This is a genomic window from Lactococcus sp. SK2-659, assembly GCF_020218185.2.
Lineage (GTDB): Bacteria > Bacillota > Bacilli > Lactobacillales > Streptococcaceae > Lactococcus > Lactococcus lactis.
The window spans coordinates 650,611-668,650 of sequence record NZ_JAIWQZ020000001.1; the positions used below are offsets into that span (position 1 = coordinate 650,611).

Genomic DNA, 18,040 nt, shown 5'->3' on the forward strand with positions numbered 1-18,040 from the left:
GTCCTTTTTTATGTTTTATTATTAAAGATTATCTACTACATTACTTTTGATAGCAAGACTCATAACTTTTACTTATATCTGCTTAATTAAAACGTATTTTTAAAAAGCTATTTATTTTACTAAAATAATTTTTGAGGTGAAAAAAATGCTAGAAATTTATTTAATACGACATGGACAAACAAAGTGGAATCTCGAAAATAAAATGCAAGGTTCACTCAATTCTGACTTGACAGTTGAAGGAGTTAAACAAGCAGTATCATTAGGTAAAGAGCTGAATAAACACTATTTTGATCATATTTACTCAAGTACAAGTCCTAGAGCCCTGGAAACTTCTCGACTAATATTTGGTGATGAAAAGAAAACTTCATCAGATTTGTTAGGTGAAATCGCTATGGGCGCGTGGGAAGGAAAAACTTATCAAGAAATTGAAAAACTCGCCCCTCTAGAATGGAATAATTTCTTTAATCATCCCTTTAATTACTTTCCCTCTAAAGATGGTGAATCATTTGCTCAACTTGAAGCCAGACTAAAAGTTTTTATCAAAGAAGAAGGACTTAGGGAGCGTTCAGGCAAAATCGCAATCGTTTCTCATCGAATAACGATTAGAATGCTGATTTCTCTCTTATTAAACAATAAAGAACTCTATGGTGAGATGGACCTTAGCTCGACATCATTGAGTATCATAGAAGTAGAAAATAAAAAAGCAAAATTAAAGCTCTTAAACTCTACGTCGCATTATTAATAATAAAAAATCAAATCAGAAAATGATTTGATTTTTTTATCAATATTATCGAAGAAACAAAATCCCAATTCCGATAAAAACAAGTAGATAGAGAAAATTTAAAAACGTAAAAAGACCGAAAAATTTCAAGGTAGATTGATCTTTAACATTCAATTGATATTGCCTCAAGGCTAGCAAGTTAGCCAAAGAAGCCACCAGTGTTCCTAAACCACCGATTGTCACTCCCAAGTATAAAGGAGAAAGTTGTCCGGTAAATTTTGATAGTAAGACCGCAGCAGGAACATTGCTGATGACCTGACTAGATAAGATTGAGGTAAAGAAAATAGAGAGGTCATTATTCATCAGCTGGTGAAGCCAATTATGAATCAAAGGAATACGCCCAAGTGCACCAACAATAATAAAGAAATTGATAAAAGTTAAGATGATTCCATAATCCACTTCTTGATAAACTTTTTTCTCGATAAGATAAGCACAGACCAAGCTTGCAATTAAAGAAATCCAAACAGGAATCAGAGCTAATACACCCAAAAGTACAATTAAGGTTGTGAATCCTAACAAGTAAAGATCTCGTCTTTTGATAGAAAACACCTTGTTTTCTAGCTGTTTGACAGTTTTCTTTGAAAATAATAAGGTACATAAAAATAAAGTCAATAAGCTGACCAGTCCTAAAGGTATGGAGAGTTTGAAAAAGTCTAAAAGTTTTAAATGATAATAAGAAACTAAATACAAATTTTGAGGATTACCAATAGGGGTAATCGCACTACCTAAGTTGGCATAAATAGTCATCAAACTAATCAAGCCAATTTTAGGTAACTTCACCTTTCGGTCAATATTAAAAACAATCGGCACCAAAGTTAAAATCGCCACATCATTTGTAAAAAACATCGAACCAAAGAAAGACAAGAGCAGCACCATTAAAGCCACTTGTCTCAAGTTTTGACATTTATCAATAATAAACGCCGCAAAATATTTTAAAATACCAAGAATTTCAAAAATAGAAATAAGAATAATCAAGCTCAAAAGAGCCAAAATGGTTTTCAGATCAATATCAGAAGCTCTGACCGTTCCAAAAATTAAAGAAAGTAGCGCTAGAGCGAAAGTAAATAAAAAAGTTTTATCAGAAAAAATACGTTTTAGAGTAGTAGCCATGAAAGTTCCCCATCAGGAAGTTATTTTTAATTAATTTTAGCATAAAACTAACATCTGCTATCATTTTTAAAACTACAAGATTTAACTGTTTTAATAAAAAGATTATATTTGTTATGAATCTCACAAAAAATGTTTATTTATTTGATATAATGGTATTTATATAGTACTGACTAACAAAAAATTAATCTTTTGATGAATTTGAAAGGGATGTGATGACTGAAATTGATAAAATTCTTCCAAAAAAGCAAGAGAAACAACAAGCCTTTATTCTCGATCATGGTAAAATCGAAGAAGGAAAATTAAAATATGCTGATGATCAAACAAGTTATTGCTGGAACATCAAACGTTATAATCGTCTAAAAGAGGGAGCTTTTGTTCTTAACCGTCATCCAAGTAAACTATCGAAAGATAAGAAGTTTGAGATTTACGCTGGAGGGTATGTCGAACAGATTTCTAAACCAGATGAAGATGGAAATGTAAGGGCATTGATAACACATTCCTTTAATATTGAACCACCCATAAAACAAGGGGACGATTTTATAGAAAGTTTTAAATGGAGTAGTAAAAAGAAAAAATCGAACAATTGGGCGAATTTCTGGAATCAGTATGGAATGAATGAAATAAAAATTGATGAATTCGAAAAATTAGTAAATGCTGTCCAATGCGTTCCTGCTGAAAGTATTGCCTCTAAAGACGAAAAAATATCTGAAGAAGAAATTAAAACTTTTGTCGAAAAAGGTTTTACTGTTTCCTATGAAGAAGATAACACAACCCACTCTAAAAGAAAAAAAACAACTAAATTTATTGCAAAACAAATTGACTTTGAAAGTATTCAAAAGCAAAGACAAAAAATAGGCGCACTCGGAGAAGCAATTGTATTTGAACTTCTTATTAAAAATGCACAAAAAAATAATAATAAACTACCGATTCACGTATCTAAAGTTGAAGGAGATGGATTAGGTTATGACATTCGGTGTTGGAATGAGCTTGGAGAAGAGTGCTACATAGAAGTGAAAACTTCTACAAGTAAATTTTCAGATGGATTTGAGATGTCCAGAAACGAAATAAAAGCATCAACTTCGAAAAATGCAAATTATTTTATTTATAGAGTTTATGATTTAAATATAAAAACAAGAGAATGCAAAATTAAAATATTTGAAGGTCCTGTCAGTAGTGAGACATTTAATTTGGAAGCTACTTCCTATAAAGTTTATCAAAAATAAAAAGTATTTTAATTAAATAATTAATCAAAAAGAGAGCAAAATAAATTTTGTTCTCTTTTTAGTTTTACATTTTTGTTTATTATAATAAAAATCAATAATAACAGAACGATAAACACAACATTTCCCAGTTCACATCGTAAGAAAAATCAGAAAACCAAACCATGAAAGCGCTATATTTATTTTTAGATAAAAACTTGTATATAAGTTTTGTAACAAACGAAAGAGATAAACCATGAAATCATCTATCTTTATTCCATATCTTCTAAGATATGGCGCAATCTTACAAAGAAATCAAGAGAACCGTTTCTGGGGATATACGGGTTCAGAACAGGAAGTCATATTGTCGTATGAAGAGATAATTTTAAAAACTAAATCTGATGAAAAAGGTTATTTCGATATTATTCTTCCAGCACACGAAGTAAGTGAGAGCATTGACTTTAAAATTTCAACTGTTGATGCAGAAATTGTTCTCAAAGATATTTGTTTTGGCGATGTGTTCCTACTTGGGGGTCAATCAAATATGCAACTTTGGATGGAACGTCTCAAAACACGCTATCCTGATGAGATAGAACAAGCCAGAAATCCTTTGCTTCGTTATTTTGAGGTACCACAAGAACCTTCTTTCAATAACATTAAAACAGAATTAACCTCAGGACGATGGAAAAGAGCAGTTGGCGAAGATTTAAAGAATTTGTCAGGGATAGGTTATTTTTTTGCTAAAGAAAAATTTTTAGAAGATGGTGTACCAATAGGCTTGATTGTTACAGCAGCAGGTGGGACACCGCTTAATGCTTGGTTGAGTGAAGAGTCTTTAACCAAATTTAATTCTCTTCCACCATCCTATAATGCTTTAAAAAATAAAGAGTATCTAAAAGAAATTCAAAATCTTGATAAGCTCTATCAAGATAGCTACCAAAAACTTTGTGAAGAAACTGATGAAGGTTTATATCAATCTTGGCAAGACCCTAACTTAGATGATAGGAATTGGCCTGAGATTTCATTAAGTGAGACTTGGAATGAAAAATATACTTTTCCAGGTACATTTTGGTTAAGAAAAGAACTTGAAATTTCAGATGAATTTATTGGAAAGGAGGGGGAGTTGCGCTTTGGAACAATGACCGATGCTGATGTTATCTATGTCAACGGAAAGAAAATAGGCAATACTGACTACAAGTATCCACCTAGAAATTACAAAATATCTAAGTTAACAAAAACATTTACGATTGCAATTCGTCTTAAAATCTATAACGCTCCTGGTGGAATCACACATAGTAAGCCTCATATTCTCTTAGTTGGAGAGAATCGTTTAGATTTAAATCATGGATGGAAAATTAGGCGAAGCAGTACATTGCCTGAACGTCATAAAGCATACTTTATTAATTATGAACCAACTGGTTTATATAATGGTATGATTATCCCTTTGCAAAGGTTAAAGTTTGCAGCTATTCTCTGGTATCAAGGTGAAAGTGATGCAGGTAGTCCGCAAAATTATGGTTTACGTTTTCGCGAATTAATCGAAAGTTGGCAAAAACTCTTTAAGCAACCAAATTTACCTTTTCTCTATATCCAATTACCAAATTGTGATACTGAAAAAGAGGCAGATTGGGCAAGACTTCGTGAAGAACAAAAAGAGGGGCTAAAAATATCACGAACAGCCATGGTCGTGACAATCGGAGATGGAGAAGATGATGACCTCCATCCTTTAAATAAAAAAGATATTGCTCGCAAACTATTAAACGCTTATCACAATGTTAAATTATTCCCAAATGGTTATTGTATAGGTCCTCTTGCTAAAGAAGCTATACAAGCGAAAAAGAATGTCATTATCCTTTCATTTGAAACTTTTGGAAAAAAATTTAACGTTGAGAAAAATAAGGATTTTGAACTTTTTCAAGGAGGACATAGTTATAAAGTAAGAGACTATCGTCAAGTTGAGGAACAAATTATTTTAGAGCTTCCTGCAACCTTATCACTTCAACCTGATGCGAAAGTCAGGTACAACTGGAGCAATGCTCCGCAAGCATTTATTTGGAATGAAGAGGGATATCCAGCTTCTCCCTTCGAATTAAATATTCAATAAAAAACTCATAATAGGAGAAAAACAAAATGAATCTCGCAAAAAATTGGAAAAAGCTTTGCCTTGGTTCTGTTGCTTTACTTGCAACTGTAACCCTAGTGGCTTGTGGCACAAGTACAAGTAGCTCGAAAAAATCTGCTGGCAATGCTGATTTGAACAAAAAACAGACTATTACATTATGGTCATTTACTACGATGCAACCACAGATCGATGAATTAAAAAAGGAAAAACCAAACCTTACCATCAAACAAGTTGTTGTTCCCTATGCTAACTTTCAAACAAAACTAGACTCTGTTTTGGGAACAGATAAAGCGCCAGATATGGTGGCGTTAGATGCCGGTTTCGTTGAAAAATATGTTCAATCAGGTAAATTAACAAATCTTGGAGACTATGGAGTTGCTTCTGCCGACAAAGGGAATTATCAATATACGCTTGATATGGGGAAAGATAGCAAAGGAAAACAAGTAGCAGTTTCTTACCAAGCAGCTCCGGGGGCTTACTACTATAATACTAATGTTTTTCAAAAATATTTGAGAATTGCTCCAAATGATGTAGCTTCTGCTCAGAAAGCTTTGTCTAGTTGGGATACAATTAAGAAGACCGGCGAAACAATCAAAGAAAAATCTGGTGGACAAGCTTATCTTTTTAGCTCACTTGAAGAAATTTATAATCCAGTTATTGGTGCAAGAAAAGATGGTTGGGTGATTGATAATAAGCTTAAAATTGATAGTTCAATGACTGATTCATTAGATTTGATGAAAGAAGCTGTTTCAGAAGGTTGGTGTCAAAATACAACCCCTCAAACTCCTGACTGGTATGGTGGAATTTCATCTAACAAGATTGGGGCTTATGCAATGCCATCTTGGGGGCTCTTTTATTGGTTGAAAAACTATGCTAAAGATACAGCTGGAGCATGGCGCGTGACAGAAGGACCTGTGTCTTATTCATGGGGTGGAACTTGGCTTGCAGGAGTTCAAGGCTCTAAAAATGCTGATGCAGCTTCAGCACTTGCAGTTTATATGGGAACAAACAAAGAATTCCAAACTTGGGATGTCAAAACACAAAATGACTTTGGTTCAGTGAAAGCAATCAATAAAGAACAAGGTAAAGATGCCAAGGTCAGTTTGATTGGTGGACAAAATCCTTATCCTGTTTGGTCAAAAGTTGCAGATACCATTAATGGTAAAAATCAAACACAATATGACCAAAGTATCCAATCAATTTGGATTAATGATGTTGTTAACCCTTATGCTACAGGAAAAGTCACTAAATCTAAAGCACTCGATACATTCAAGTCAGATGTTAAGTCTGCCTATCCTAATATTGAAGTGAAATAAGTAAATTTAGAAAACATAAGAGAAGCAAGGACTATGTTTGCTTCTCTTTTTATAGTAAGGAGATAAAATGGAAAACACTAAAAAGAGTGTTCGAAAGAAAAAATCAAATTTCGAGAAATATAATCGTTTTGGTTATTATTTCTTAATTCCATTTTTTGTGGGATTTTTACTTTTTACACTTTATCCAATGATTTATTCAATTGCGATTAGTTTTACCAGTATGAATGGCTGGCAATCTTTTTCAGATGCGACTAATGTTGGTTTACAGAACTTTATAACATTACTGACAAGCACTCCGCTTTTTATGAAAGCATTGGGTAACTCAGTAATGCTTTGGATTTTTACTTTTATTCCACAAGTGCTTTTAGCTTTAATTTTAGCAGCTTGGTGGACGAATAGAAAACTAAATTTAAAAGGAAGTGGCTTTTTTAAAACAGTATTTTATTTACCAAACATGATAATGGCAGCTTCTATTGCAGCCTTATTTGGTGGGATATTTGGCTATCCAACAGGTCTTGCAAATCTACTCTTACAAAATTTGCATCTCATTAATCATCCTTTTAATTTCTTTCAATCGGTTTGGGGGACAAGAGGGATTGTAATCTTCATTCAATTTTGGATGTGGTATGGTCAAACCTCGATTGTTTATATTGCAGGAATTACATCAATAGATGAGGGACTCTTTGAAGCAGCTCGAATTGATGGAGCTAGTGATGGTCAAATATTTAGACGAATCACTTTGCCCTTGCTGAGACCAATTGTACTTTATACCTTTGTTACCAGTTTTATTGGTGGTTTGCAGGTCTTTGATATTCCTTTTATTATGACCCAAGGTGGCCCACAAAATGGAGTTTATACTCTGTCCATCTTTATTTATAATCAAGCCTTTGCTTATCGTAATTATGGCTTAGCTTCAGCAGCCTCTGTACTTTTATTGATTATTTCCGCTGTTGTTTCTATTCTTATGTTCCGTGGATTTAGAGAAAGAGTAAATATTGGAGGTGAAGAATAATGGAACCTAAAAGTATGAGTAAGCAATTAAGAGCACGTCGAACATTGATTTACATCTTTTTTGGAATTCTGACTTTATTAAGTTTAATTCCATTTATTTATATGTTAGTGAATTCCACGCGCTCTCTAGTTCAAATTACTTCAGGTGTGTCGCTTTTACCAGGAAGTTCTTTGGCTCATAATTTACAAATATTAAAAGGTTATGGGATGAATATGTGGCAAGGAATGGGAAATTCAGCTTTTATTTCCATTACGTCCACAGCTATTTCTGTTTATTTTTCAGCTTTATCAGCTTATGCACTAACGGCTTATGATTTTAAAGGAAAGAAAATAATCTATGGTTTTATAATTGCTTTGATTATGATACCGGGGCAAGTGTCAATGATTGGGTTTTATAAATTCATGATTCAGTTAAATTTACTTGATAATTATATTCCATTAATTTTACCTGCAATATGTGCGCCAGCATCCATCTTTTTCCTTTGTGAATATATGAGTACTGTTTATAACAAAGATTATGCTGATTCAGCGAGATTAGATGGTGCCAGCGAGTTGAAAATTTTCCATAGAATTATGCTTCCGATGATGAAACCGGGTTTAGCAACAATGGGTATTTTTGGCTTTATTTCCTCTTGGAATAACTTTATGATGCCATTAATTTTGATTACTAATCAAAAACTATATACATTACCGATGCAAATACAGGTATTAACCGCAAATGGTGGTGGTGGTCACGTCGTAGAATGGGGAGCAGTATATGTCGGCGTTTCGATTGCAATTGCGCCTACTATTCTCGCTTACTTACTTCTTTCACGCTTTATTATAGGTGGTGGAAATGCAGGAGGTGTTAAGGGGTAACATGGAAAACTTATTACTGAAAGTTGCACCAAAAGAAGAAATAGATAAAAAACTGGAAAATGTCTTTGAAACGCTCTTTGGACAAGAGTCTCCTGAACGTATTTATTTTGAAGAAGATGATATGGCATATATTGTGGATACGGGCAATGATGATGTCAGAACCGAAGGAATGTCTTATGGGATGATGATTGCTTTGCAGTTGGACAAACCAAAAATGTTTTCTCGGTTATGGAAATGGGTGAAAACCTATATGACAGTACCTAAAGGTCATGAAAACGAGGGATATTTTATCTGGTCTTGTGCACCTGATGGTCAGGCTAATAGTGACGGTCCAGCTCCAGATGGGGAAGAATATTTTGCGGCAGCATTATTACTGGCTGAAAAGAGATGGAAAATCAAAGAATATGGTGATGAAGCGAGAGCTTTACTTCACGCAATGGTTCATAAAGGGGAAAATCACGATGGCTATCCTATGTTTGAACCGGAAAATACCTATATTAAGTTTGTGGCTCATCTTCATATGACTGACCCTTCTTATCATTTACCACATTTCTATCAACTTTATGCCAAATATGGCAATCCAGAAGACTCGCCTTTCTTTCTCAAAGCTGAAGAAGAAGCTCGTAAGTTTTGGCTTAAATCAGCAAATGCTAAGACTGGATTGACACCAGAATATGCGGATTATGAGGGGGAACCTTATGATATTGATGGTCATTGGACTTTCTTTAGTGATGCTTATCGGACGGTTGCTAATATTGGTTTAGATTGGCTTTGGGAGCACCAAGAGATTGGACAAGCCCAGATTACCGTAAATATCCAAAAATTCTTTGAGCCTTATCTTGAAAATGATGAAGAAATTCCTGTTTTTAAAATTGATGGTCAGCCTTTAAGGAAAGAAGAACAGACCGTGGAAGGTTTTCCACCGCTAAAAGTTCATCATCCGCTTGGTCTTTGGTCAACTTTAGCTCAAGCCTCACTTGTCACCAATGAGTTTGATTCCGCTTTATCTTTGAAATATCTCAAATACTTCTGGAATTTGAAGCTTAGAAGAGGGAAGTATCGTTATTATGATAATCTGCTTTACTTTTTTGCTCTTCTTGCTTTATCTGGATATTATCAAAAAGAATGGTCATGAAAGGAGAAAAGAGTGAAAAAAGAAATTGCCTTAACTTTTGATGATGGACCTTGGGGAGCAAGGACGCTTTGGGTGCATGATGAACTCATTAAGCGACAAATTCCAGCGGCTTTCATGATCTGGGGTGAGCATATGGCAGATTATCCTGAAATTATGAAAGCAGCGGTAGAAAATGATCTTTTTACTTTTGGAAATCATACATATAGTCATCCTCATTTGACTGACTTATCGGAAGAAGAAGTTTTGTCTGAGATAAAAAGGACAGATGACCTCTTTTACCGACTGACAGGTATGACTTTTGATTTTGTTCGTCCACCATTTGGGGATTGTGATGCTCATACTTTATCTCTCATTAATCGTCCGTTAATCTGTTGGTCTTTGGATACAATGAGTTGGAATCATGGTGATCCTGCTAAATGTTTTGAAGCTATCCATAATGCTAAAGATGGCGATATTGTCTTGATGCATGATTTTCAAGAAGCTGATGTTTTTGCTTTGTCTGCTATTTTAGATTACTTACAAGAAGAGGAGTTTACTTTTAAATCGCTTCCTGAGCTTTTGGGGACTCAACTTAATGATGAAGCTTATATCTACTACTCAAGGGATAAACGAGAAAAAGTTGGTTTTAAAGGTATTTGACTGTAAGTCTAGATAAGAAAGGGAGAAAATGATGATTGATGAAATGTGGCTGAAGTCTTCAGTCTTGAAAGAACGGCTGTTCGAGGAGATTTTTTATGTTGATGTGGCGTTTGAAGATAAAATTACGCTTCGTTTGCGCTCAGAAATCAGTGAATGGTTAGGCTGTCAACTGACAGGAGAAAAGTCAAAAGCAACAGTGGTCTTGTCAGTAAAAAGTGATCTGGATGATAATTTAGAAGCTTATGAAATCAGAGAAAATGAGATTATTGGTGCTTCGTCAGTTGGTTTGCTTTATGGATTTTATGCTTATTTGCGTTTAAAACTAACAGGGCCCAAATTATCTGAAAAATCAGCACCTAATCAAGCTTTGCGGATGATAAATCACTGGGACCAAGTGGATGGTACTATTGAGCGTGGTTATGCTGGTGAGTCTATTTTCTTTGGTCGCTTCGGTTCAAATGATAACACAGACACAGGATCCTTTGCTGTCAAAGATATCGGAACAGATATTTTTCGTAATGATTTCACGCGCTTAGAAATGTACGCTCGCTTTCTTGCTTCCATTGGAATTAACGCAATTTCACTAAATAATGTGAATGTTAGAGATTTGGGAACAAACCTGATTATCTCGCCTTACATTGAAAAAGTAGGTGAGATTGCTAGAATTTTTGCGACTTTTGGTCTCAAGACCTTCTTAGCTATTAATTGGGCAGCACCAAAATTAATTGGTGGGCTAAAAACGTCAGATCCCTTGGATGAAAAAGTATCTGAATGGTGGCAACAAACTATTGACCATATCTATAATGTCATTCCAGATTTTGGTGGTTTTGTTGTTAAAGCAGACTCTGAGGGTGAACCTGGTCCTTATCAATATGGCCGAAATCATGCGGACGGAGCCAATATGCTTGCTAAGCCTTTTGAAAAATATGGAGGATTTGTTATTTGGCGAACTTTTGTATATAATTCGCAAACGGACTGGCGGAATCGTAAGAATGACCGAGCTAAAGCAGCTTATGAAAACTTTATGCCCCTTGATGGTGATTTTGCAGACAATGTGATTTTACAGATTAAATTTGGTCCCATTGATTTTGGAGTGAGGGAACCTTTGATGCCCTTGTTTGGGGCACTTAAAAAAACTAATCAATTAATGGAATTTCAAATCACGGCCGAGTATTTAGGACATCAAATTGACTTGAACTATGTTCTTCCTCAATGGTTGGAAATGATTCATTTTGATAACTATGGTCTACCAAAAGACACAATCAGAGCGAATTCTCCTATAGCGATAAACTCAGGTTTTGTTGCCATTGGTAACGTGGGAATGGATGAAAATTGGTGTGGAAACAAGCTAGCCCAAGCAAATTTTTATGGTTTTGGTCGAATGGGTTGGGCCAATGATTTGACAGCAGCTGAGATTTTGCAAGAATGGATTGCATTATCTTTTCCAGAAGTAAAAGAAGAGGTACGAAAAGAAATTTTTGAGCTCATGATTGATTCTAATCGAACATATGAACTCTACAATGCACCGCTTGGTGTGGGTTCAATGATGCTTCCTCATTATCACTATGGCCCTTCCGTCAATGGTTATGAATATGATCGTTGGGGAGCCTATCATTTTGCTGACCGCAATGGTCTTGGAATAGATCGAACAAGTGCGACAGGAACTGGTTATGCGAGCCTTTATACCCCGGAAGTATCCAAGATTTTTGAAGATAAAAGTCAAACTCCAGATGAAATTCTACTCTTTTTCCATTATGTCGAATATGGACAACTTTTAAAAAGTGGAAAAACATTGATTCAGACTATTTATGACCAGCATTTTGAAGGCTTTGAGCGAGTAGAGTCTTATCTTAAAAGTTGGCAGACATTAATTGGAGAAATTGATGAGCTGACATATAATAATGTGCTTGAACGCTTGAAGCTACAATTAGAAAATGCCAGAAATTGGCGAGATCAAGTTAATACTTATTTTTATCGAATGTCAGGTATTCCCGATGAAAAAGGTCGGGAGATTTATCGATGATTTTAGAAAAATAGCTAGTATGATATACTAGCTATTTTATTTTTGTTTAAGTTTGAGTGCTTTTTTTGGATTGTGGTATAATTATTCTTTGGGTTTATAAAAAATGATATGGGAGTAACAATGGCTACAAAAGAAGAATGGAAAGACTATTTTGAACTAACGCATAAAAGAACGCCAACTTTGGAAGAATATTCAGAAGCCTTAAAGAATAATGAATTTCAAAATGAGGAGACAGTTGAAGAGGCATTTTCTTCTCCAGTTGAGATAAGTCCACAGAAAGTGAGACGTTTTTTTTCAAATAAAATAGTAATTATCAGTAGTTCATTAGTGGTACTACTTATCATTGCTTTTTTTATTGTAGAATTAGTTTTTTTCTACAAACCTTCTCCTAAAGAAGAATTAAAAAGTTTTGGTAATTCTAAAACCAGTCAGACAAGCGAAATTAAGCCTAGTGAAAGTCAAATAAAATCCTCTTCATCTACAGTAAGTTCTTCATGGCAGACTTTAAATAAGGAACAAAAATTACCGTACTTTGCGGCTTGGATACAGAATTCTCAAGGGAAGTATGTTGTATTTGATGGGAATGAAAACATAACATATATTGTAAATATGGGGACTAACGGAGTCCAAAGCCTTGATGATATTGTTAAAGTGAGTCAAAATGCGGTACGAATAATAAAAGAAAATAACAATTATAGTTTACAAGTTGTTAATATGAGTCAAGTTAATTCTGGAATGAGTTGGTCAGAATTAACTTGGGAAACCAAAGAAACTATGAGTGATTCAGCAATTTATAATCGATTCAAAGATAGTCTTGAACCAAATCAAATCAGTGGAATTAAATCAGAAAGTGAACCACAAATTACTAAAACAAATGTTGTTCCAGCTTCGTTTAAAATGGATATTGGAGGTGGTGCAGGAGGTGTTGAACTTGGTTCCAGATTTGTAAATACTGATGGAACTAGCAATAGCGTGACTCTTGATGTTTTAAACACATCCAAAAACCAGATTAGTTATAAACTACATTGGTTTGAAAAATCAAATGAGGCGTTAGAATATACTATTCCACCCGAAACAGGCGATTTATCATTAGGATATAGAGGATTTCCAACTTCAGGAGCGGATGGTAAGGGGAATAAGTTTGTCTTTTCTCAACAAGATATGGGACATTTTCAAGTTCAATTTACTGGGCCATTAGGTGATAATATTGCTAGTGTTAGCTATACTGGTAATCATGGTTGGAAAATTGATTTTACAGATGGAATGCAGGTTAATGGAAGTGTAACAAAAATTCCTGATAGCCCACATAGTTCGGGTACATTTACTGTCAGTCAAGGACAAGGTAAAACAACAGAAGAAGAAATCGGTATTACTAATTGTATTGCCTATATCTTCTTTAATGGTAGTGTTTGAGTTTAAAAAGTTTCCTAAAAAATAAACAAGAGACTTCAACAATTTTTGAAGTCTCTTATTTATTCATTTTTAAATGGCTTATCTGATATAATGGATTTAGATAAAAACAGGACATGATCTTTAATTAAATCTAATAAAATTTTACTGATGGTAAAGAGTTAAATTTATTAAGGTTAGTTAAAAAATAGAAGGGTTTAGATGACTTGAAGGCTAAAAATGAAATTTCTAAAGAGCGAAAAGAAACCGTAGAAACTGCGATAGAAATTAAACAAAATAATCTTGAAATCGGTCAAAATTTATTAGAAGGTCGATTTGAACTTTATCCAGAAAATCGTCGTCGTTCAGTCAATAAAGTTATTTATCAGAGTCAGTATTTTCAATTAGTTTATAATCTAAATCACAAATCTTTAGCAATTGAGAGTAAGGGGGATTTAATCTACTCTGCAATTCCTTATGATACAGGAAGAAATTATATACAGAAAGCCTCTATTCAAGCAATCTTGCATCCGAATGAAACAAGAAAATATATTGAAAGTCATGAAAATAATCTAAAAAAATATTTGGCTTTATCTATTTTTCAATTAACAGGACAAAGAGTTGCACTTGATTCCAATGAAGTAAAGCAGGATTATCAACAAATTTTTATGGACCCTTTGTTTGAAATGCAAGTCTTGGGAAGGATGATGCAACATGACGAAACGGGCCCTCTTTCTGCTAATTTGGCAGGTAAATTCTTACATAGTGAAAATATAAAAACTGGAATTTCGCCTTATTTAGCCGAATACTTGAAATTTGTTGTTGAAGTGACACAGAATTTACCGATTTCAACGGATGGTAAAACTGTTCATTTGCTTGATTCTGAGCATGAACAATCGAAAGAATCAGTTTATCTTGATCAAAGTAAGAATTTAGTACTTTCAAGTCAGTCAGATTTGAAAGTTGGTTTAGAAAATCTTCCTGCCCCACTTAAAGTAGAAATTGAAAACATTCAAATTGCTGAACCTATTAAAGAAGTGGTGACCAAACCACTACTGAAATCAAATGTGGGTAATCAATTGAGGAATTTACGGAAAAATTATGTTGCACATAGTCAAAATCCGAAAGACCTTGAGCAGTACTTTGAAAATGTTCATTCTACTGAAAATAATAATAAAATTAATGTTATTTCAGATATTGATAGTCAGGATGGAAAACTTCCTTTCTCTAATCCTGACTTCAATATTTTAGTAGGAAATATTTCTGATTCTGTAGTTTTGGATTCAAAAATACAAGGTATTTATGTTATTGGAAATCATGAGCTAGCAGATATTCTTTCAGAACAAAAGATTTTTTCTAAAAGTAAATGGGATGATTTTAGAGAAAAAGAATGGTTTAAGGATTTAGTTTTAGACCCAGATCAGGCATGGCCAAAATTACCAATAGGGGATAATTCCTTTTATGAACTCATAAAAGAGGAGTTAGTGCAAAATTATCCCAAAATGAAGATATTAAATAATGAATCGGTGATTTATGAGGGGGTGCGTTATATTGGCTTAACTATACCAGTGGCTCTTGCGAAGCGAAAGAAAGAACTGCAAAATTTTATTGCTATTGAACTGAAAAGACTTCTTGCTCAAGATAAACAAATTCCAACAGTAGTTGTTTCTCACGCGCCATTATTTAATGAATTAAGTATGCTTTCACCCAAGAGCAGCTCCTATAACAAATCTTATAAATGTGCTCATAGAGGGATATTAGATTTATTCAAAGATTTTAATATTATTGGAGCCATTCATGGCCACCATCACATTCCAGCCTCATCAGGTCAATCAAAAATGGTCAAATTTTCTAACAAAAATATCTTTGTAGTTTGTTCTATTTATTCAAAAATTAATACAGGATTTGAGCTCGCAAAATTGTTACCTGATACGAATATGGAGAAACTTTTAGGACTTAAGGAAGATAAAAATTAATAAAATCTTTATTAGGAGAAGGATGAATGAAAAAATTTTTTATTGGGATACTTTCACTACTCATACTTTTTACAGTTACGGCTTGCAGTAAGACCAATAGTTCATCAAAAGATAGCAGTCAAAGTACGACAAAATTGATAAAAGAGTCTTCCAAAGAGACTCAAACCAAACAAGATAGTTCAACAGAACTGAGTAGCAGTAGTAGGCAACAAAGCTCAGAAAATATATACTATGTTCAATTAAAAAAGGCGTGGCAAGATGAATTAGATTACATTAATTCGATAAGTGATCCGCATATCAAACAGGCAGTTCAATCACCTGAATCTGACGCAATCTTTAAATCTAATGAATTAGTCAATCAACATCCTGAAGATACCTCTGTAATCAATCAAAATTTGAAAAAGGTGCTTTCAGGTCAATGAGGAAATTAAATGAATAATCTAAAAAGACTTTGTAATTAAGTCTTTTTTTAGTAAACTTAAATTACTTAACCAGTTGACAAATTATAAAACTTTAGATATACTTAACTGGTTAACTATATAAGGAGGTGTTTTTTGAAAAGTGAAATTTAATAGGAAATTAAATGTTTTTTTGACTATAAAGTTAACCGGTTAATCAACTACTAACTGGTTTGATATTTATCTCTAGAGTAAATGAGTAAAGATGATTATTTTTAGGAGGATTTTAAGAGTGAACTTAATCAAGTATAAGAAAAAACGGATTATTAGTGTATGTTTAGGATTAGTGGCTTTAATATTTTTAGCTGCTTGTCAGAATACAAATTCAAAAGAAAATGAAAAAAACGCCAGTTCAAAACTATCAGTTGTTACCACTTTTTATCCCGTTTATGAATTCACAAAGAATGTTGTGGGTGAGACCGGAGAAGTATCACTATTAGTACCAGCAGGTACAGAGCCTCATGATTATGAGCCTTCAGCAAAAGATATGTTGAAAATTAATCAATCAGATCTTTTTGTTTATCATAATGATAATATGGAAACTTGGGTAGAAAAGATGAAAAATACTTTGGGAGAAAAATCGCCCAAGATCATCGAAGGAACAAGAGAAATTGTTTTACTTCCAGGTTCTGATGATGAGCATGAACACTCAGAAAACGAAAGTGATCATCATCATGAGTATGATCCACATACTTGGCTTTCACCAAAGATGGCGATTAAAGAAGTAAAGATAATTGAAGCTCAATTAAAAAAACTCTATCCTAAACAAGCTAATCTTTTCAGTGAAAATGCTGAAAAATATGTTAAAAAATTAAGTAAACTTGATCAAAAATACAGTGAAGAACTAAAAGATGCTAAGCAGAAAAATTTTGTGACTCAACATGCTGCTTTCCGCTATTTAGCATTGGACTATGGTCTTAATCAAGTGTCTATTGCAGGTTTAAATCCTGACAAAGAGCCTTCAGCTAAAAGATTGGGGGAATTAAAAAAATATGTTGAAGCTAATAGTATTCAGTATATTTATTTTGAAAAAAATGCTAATGATAAATTTGCCAAAACACTCGCCAAAGAAGCAAAAGTAAACGTTGAGGTGCTTAATCCATTAGAAAGTTTGACGAAGAAAGAACTTTCAGTAGGCGGGAATTATATCAAAGTTATGGAACAAAATTTAATAGCACTTAAGAAAACAACAGAAACAGAAGGAAACGAAATTCAAGCAGAAGATAAAAGTAATGAAGTGAAAACGGTTGCCAATGGTTATTTTTATGATGCTGATGTGAAAAACCGTTCCTTAAGTGATTATAGTGGAAATTGGCAATCAGTCTATCCTCTCTTGGAAAAAGGAACATTAGACCAAGTGTTTGAGCTTAAATCAAAACTTAATAAGGAAATGTCAGCTGCTGACTATAAGGATTATTACACAAAGGGTTATAAAACGGATGTTGACCAAATTTTAATAGATGATAAAACGATGAGTTTCGTTAAAAATGGAGTAAAAGAGAGCTATACATATCAATATAAAGGTTTCAAAATTCTAAACTATAGTAAAGGAAACCGTGGGGTTCGCTATTTATTTGAATCAAATGATCCCAAAGCTGGTGAATTTAAATATGTTCAATTTAGTGATCATAATATTAGCCCCGTAAAGACAAGTCATTTTCATATTTTCCATGGTGGAGAGAGCCAAGAAAAAGTTTTATCTGAATTAGAAAATTGGCCAACTTATTATCCGAAAAAGTTGACGGGCTTTGAGATTGCTCAAGAAATGATTGCACATTAGTAACGCGTAATATAAAGATAATTAAATGTTATTAAATCGTAAAAAAGTTTTTCAGAGCAAACTGAGAAACTTTTTTTTACTACAAATTAGAAATTGCAATAAATTAATTAATTTGTTTACCATTAAGAATAAAAGGGGTAAAGTGAACAATAGATAAAGTTAATAACGGTAGAAGTACTAAATGTAATGAATAGTCTAAAATAGTATTGAAATATATATGTTTTAACAGTTTTGAAATGCATT

14 protein-coding genes are annotated in these 18,040 nt (G+C 33.5%); 13 read left to right on the forward strand and 1 reads right to left on the reverse strand.

Annotated features, from left to right (window positions below; translation table 11 throughout):
* Positions 1 to 145 precede the first annotated feature (145 nt).
* Positions 146 to 742: a histidine phosphatase family protein gene (locus LDP15_RS03060; protein WP_015426539.1), complete on the forward strand. Its 597-nt coding sequence runs from the start codon at positions 146 to 148 to the stop codon at positions 740 to 742.
* Positions 743 to 787: 45 nt separating this feature from the next.
* On the opposite strand, the gene LDP15_RS03065 is transcribed toward LDP15_RS03060, so the two are convergent.
* The gene (locus LDP15_RS03065) at positions 788 to 1,891 is read right to left on the reverse strand and encodes an SLC13 family permease (RefSeq protein WP_015426538.1); all 1,104 of its coding nucleotides are present in this window, start codon (positions 1,889 to 1,891) and stop codon (positions 788 to 790) included.
* Between the two features lie 212 nt (positions 1,892 to 2,103).
* On the opposite strand from LDP15_RS03065, the gene LDP15_RS03070 reads away from it, so the two are divergent.
* The 12 genes from LDP15_RS03070 (at position 2,104) to LDP15_RS03125 (ending at position 17,797) form a co-directional block, all read left to right on the forward strand.
* Positions 2,104 to 3,114, forward strand: a complete 1,011-nt coding sequence (locus LDP15_RS03070; protein ID WP_015426537.1) for a DUF3883 domain-containing protein — start codon at positions 2,104 to 2,106, stop codon at positions 3,112 to 3,114.
* A gap of 232 nt (positions 3,115 to 3,346) precedes the next feature.
* Complete coding sequence (locus tag LDP15_RS03075) at positions 3,347 to 5,194, forward strand: sialate O-acetylesterase (RefSeq protein WP_163646347.1); 1,848 nt, start codon at positions 3,347 to 3,349, stop codon at positions 5,192 to 5,194.
* 26 nt (positions 5,195 to 5,220) lie between these two features.
* Positions 5,221 to 6,528: an ABC transporter substrate-binding protein gene (locus LDP15_RS03080; RefSeq protein WP_015426535.1), complete on the forward strand. Its 1,308-nt coding sequence runs from the start codon at positions 5,221 to 5,223 to the stop codon at positions 6,526 to 6,528.
* Positions 6,529 to 6,595: 67 nt separating this feature from the next.
* A complete protein-coding gene (locus LDP15_RS03085) occupies positions 6,596 to 7,540 on the forward strand; it encodes a carbohydrate ABC transporter permease (protein WP_015426534.1) in 945 nt (314 codons plus the stop codon).
* 14 nt (positions 7,541 to 7,554) lie between these two features.
* Positions 7,555 to 8,397 carry a carbohydrate ABC transporter permease gene (locus tag LDP15_RS03090; RefSeq protein ID WP_370632358.1) on the forward strand — a complete coding sequence of 281 codons (843 nt, stop codon included), beginning with the start codon at positions 7,555 to 7,557 and terminating at the stop codon, positions 8,395 to 8,397.
* 1 nt (position 8,398) lies between these two features.
* Positions 8,399 to 9,532 (forward strand): glycosyl hydrolase family 8, encoded by a 1,134-nt coding sequence (locus LDP15_RS03095; RefSeq protein WP_015426532.1) that lies wholly within the window; start codon positions 8,399 to 8,401, stop codon positions 9,530 to 9,532.
* A 12-nt stretch (positions 9,533 to 9,544) separates the two neighbouring features.
* A complete protein-coding gene (locus tag LDP15_RS03100) occupies positions 9,545 to 10,171 on the forward strand; it encodes a polysaccharide deacetylase family protein (RefSeq protein WP_015426531.1) in 627 nt (208 codons plus the stop codon).
* A gap of 28 nt (positions 10,172 to 10,199) precedes the next feature.
* Complete coding sequence (locus LDP15_RS03105) at positions 10,200 to 12,194, forward strand: AguA protein (RefSeq protein ID WP_015426530.1); 1,995 nt, start codon at positions 10,200 to 10,202, stop codon at positions 12,192 to 12,194.
* A gap of 120 nt (positions 12,195 to 12,314) precedes the next feature.
* Positions 12,315 to 13,607 (forward strand): hypothetical protein, encoded by a 1,293-nt coding sequence (locus tag LDP15_RS03110; RefSeq protein ID WP_042230416.1) that lies wholly within the window; start codon positions 12,315 to 12,317, stop codon positions 13,605 to 13,607.
* Positions 13,608 to 13,810: 203 nt separating this feature from the next.
* Complete coding sequence (locus LDP15_RS03115) at positions 13,811 to 15,559, forward strand: metallophosphoesterase (protein WP_080619324.1); 1,749 nt, start codon at positions 13,811 to 13,813, stop codon at positions 15,557 to 15,559.
* A gap of 26 nt (positions 15,560 to 15,585) precedes the next feature.
* Positions 15,586 to 15,981 carry a hypothetical protein gene (locus LDP15_RS03120; protein WP_225513462.1) on the forward strand — a complete coding sequence of 132 codons (396 nt, stop codon included), beginning with the start codon at positions 15,586 to 15,588 and terminating at the stop codon, positions 15,979 to 15,981.
* A gap of 241 nt (positions 15,982 to 16,222) precedes the next feature.
* On the forward strand, positions 16,223 to 17,797 hold the full coding sequence (locus LDP15_RS03125; RefSeq protein ID WP_042230413.1) for a zinc ABC transporter substrate-binding protein AdcA: 1,575 nt from the start codon (positions 16,223 to 16,225) through the stop codon (positions 17,795 to 17,797).
* The last annotated feature ends 243 nt before the right edge of the window (positions 17,798 to 18,040 follow it).

Coding starts and splice junctions, on each gene's coding strand:
- LDP15_RS03065 (WP_015426538.1), bottom strand. CDS start 1,891: ATGGCTACTACTCTAAAACGTATTTTTTCTGATAAAACTTTTTTATTT.
- LDP15_RS03110 (WP_042230416.1), top strand. CDS start 12,315: ATGGCTACAAAAGAAGAATGGAAAGACTATTTTGAACTAACGCATAAA.
- LDP15_RS03085 (WP_015426534.1), top strand. CDS start 6,596: ATGGAAAACACTAAAAAGAGTGTTCGAAAGAAAAAATCAAATTTCGAG.
- LDP15_RS03075 (WP_163646347.1), top strand. CDS start 3,347: ATGAAATCATCTATCTTTATTCCATATCTTCTAAGATATGGCGCAATC.
- LDP15_RS03060 (WP_015426539.1), top strand. CDS start 146: ATGCTAGAAATTTATTTAATACGACATGGACAAACAAAGTGGAATCTC.
- LDP15_RS03080 (WP_015426535.1), top strand. CDS start 5,221: ATGAATCTCGCAAAAAATTGGAAAAAGCTTTGCCTTGGTTCTGTTGCT.
- LDP15_RS03105 (WP_015426530.1), top strand. CDS start 10,200: ATGATGATTGATGAAATGTGGCTGAAGTCTTCAGTCTTGAAAGAACGG.
- LDP15_RS03070 (WP_015426537.1), top strand. CDS start 2,104: ATGACTGAAATTGATAAAATTCTTCCAAAAAAGCAAGAGAAACAACAA.
- LDP15_RS03095 (WP_015426532.1), top strand. CDS start 8,399: ATGGAAAACTTATTACTGAAAGTTGCACCAAAAGAAGAAATAGATAAA.
- LDP15_RS03090 (WP_370632358.1), top strand. CDS start 7,555: ATGAGTAAGCAATTAAGAGCACGTCGAACATTGATTTACATCTTTTTT.
- LDP15_RS03120 (WP_225513462.1), top strand. CDS start 15,586: ATGAAAAAATTTTTTATTGGGATACTTTCACTACTCATACTTTTTACA.
- LDP15_RS03125 (WP_042230413.1), top strand. CDS start 16,223: ATGATTATTTTTAGGAGGATTTTAAGAGTGAACTTAATCAAGTATAAG.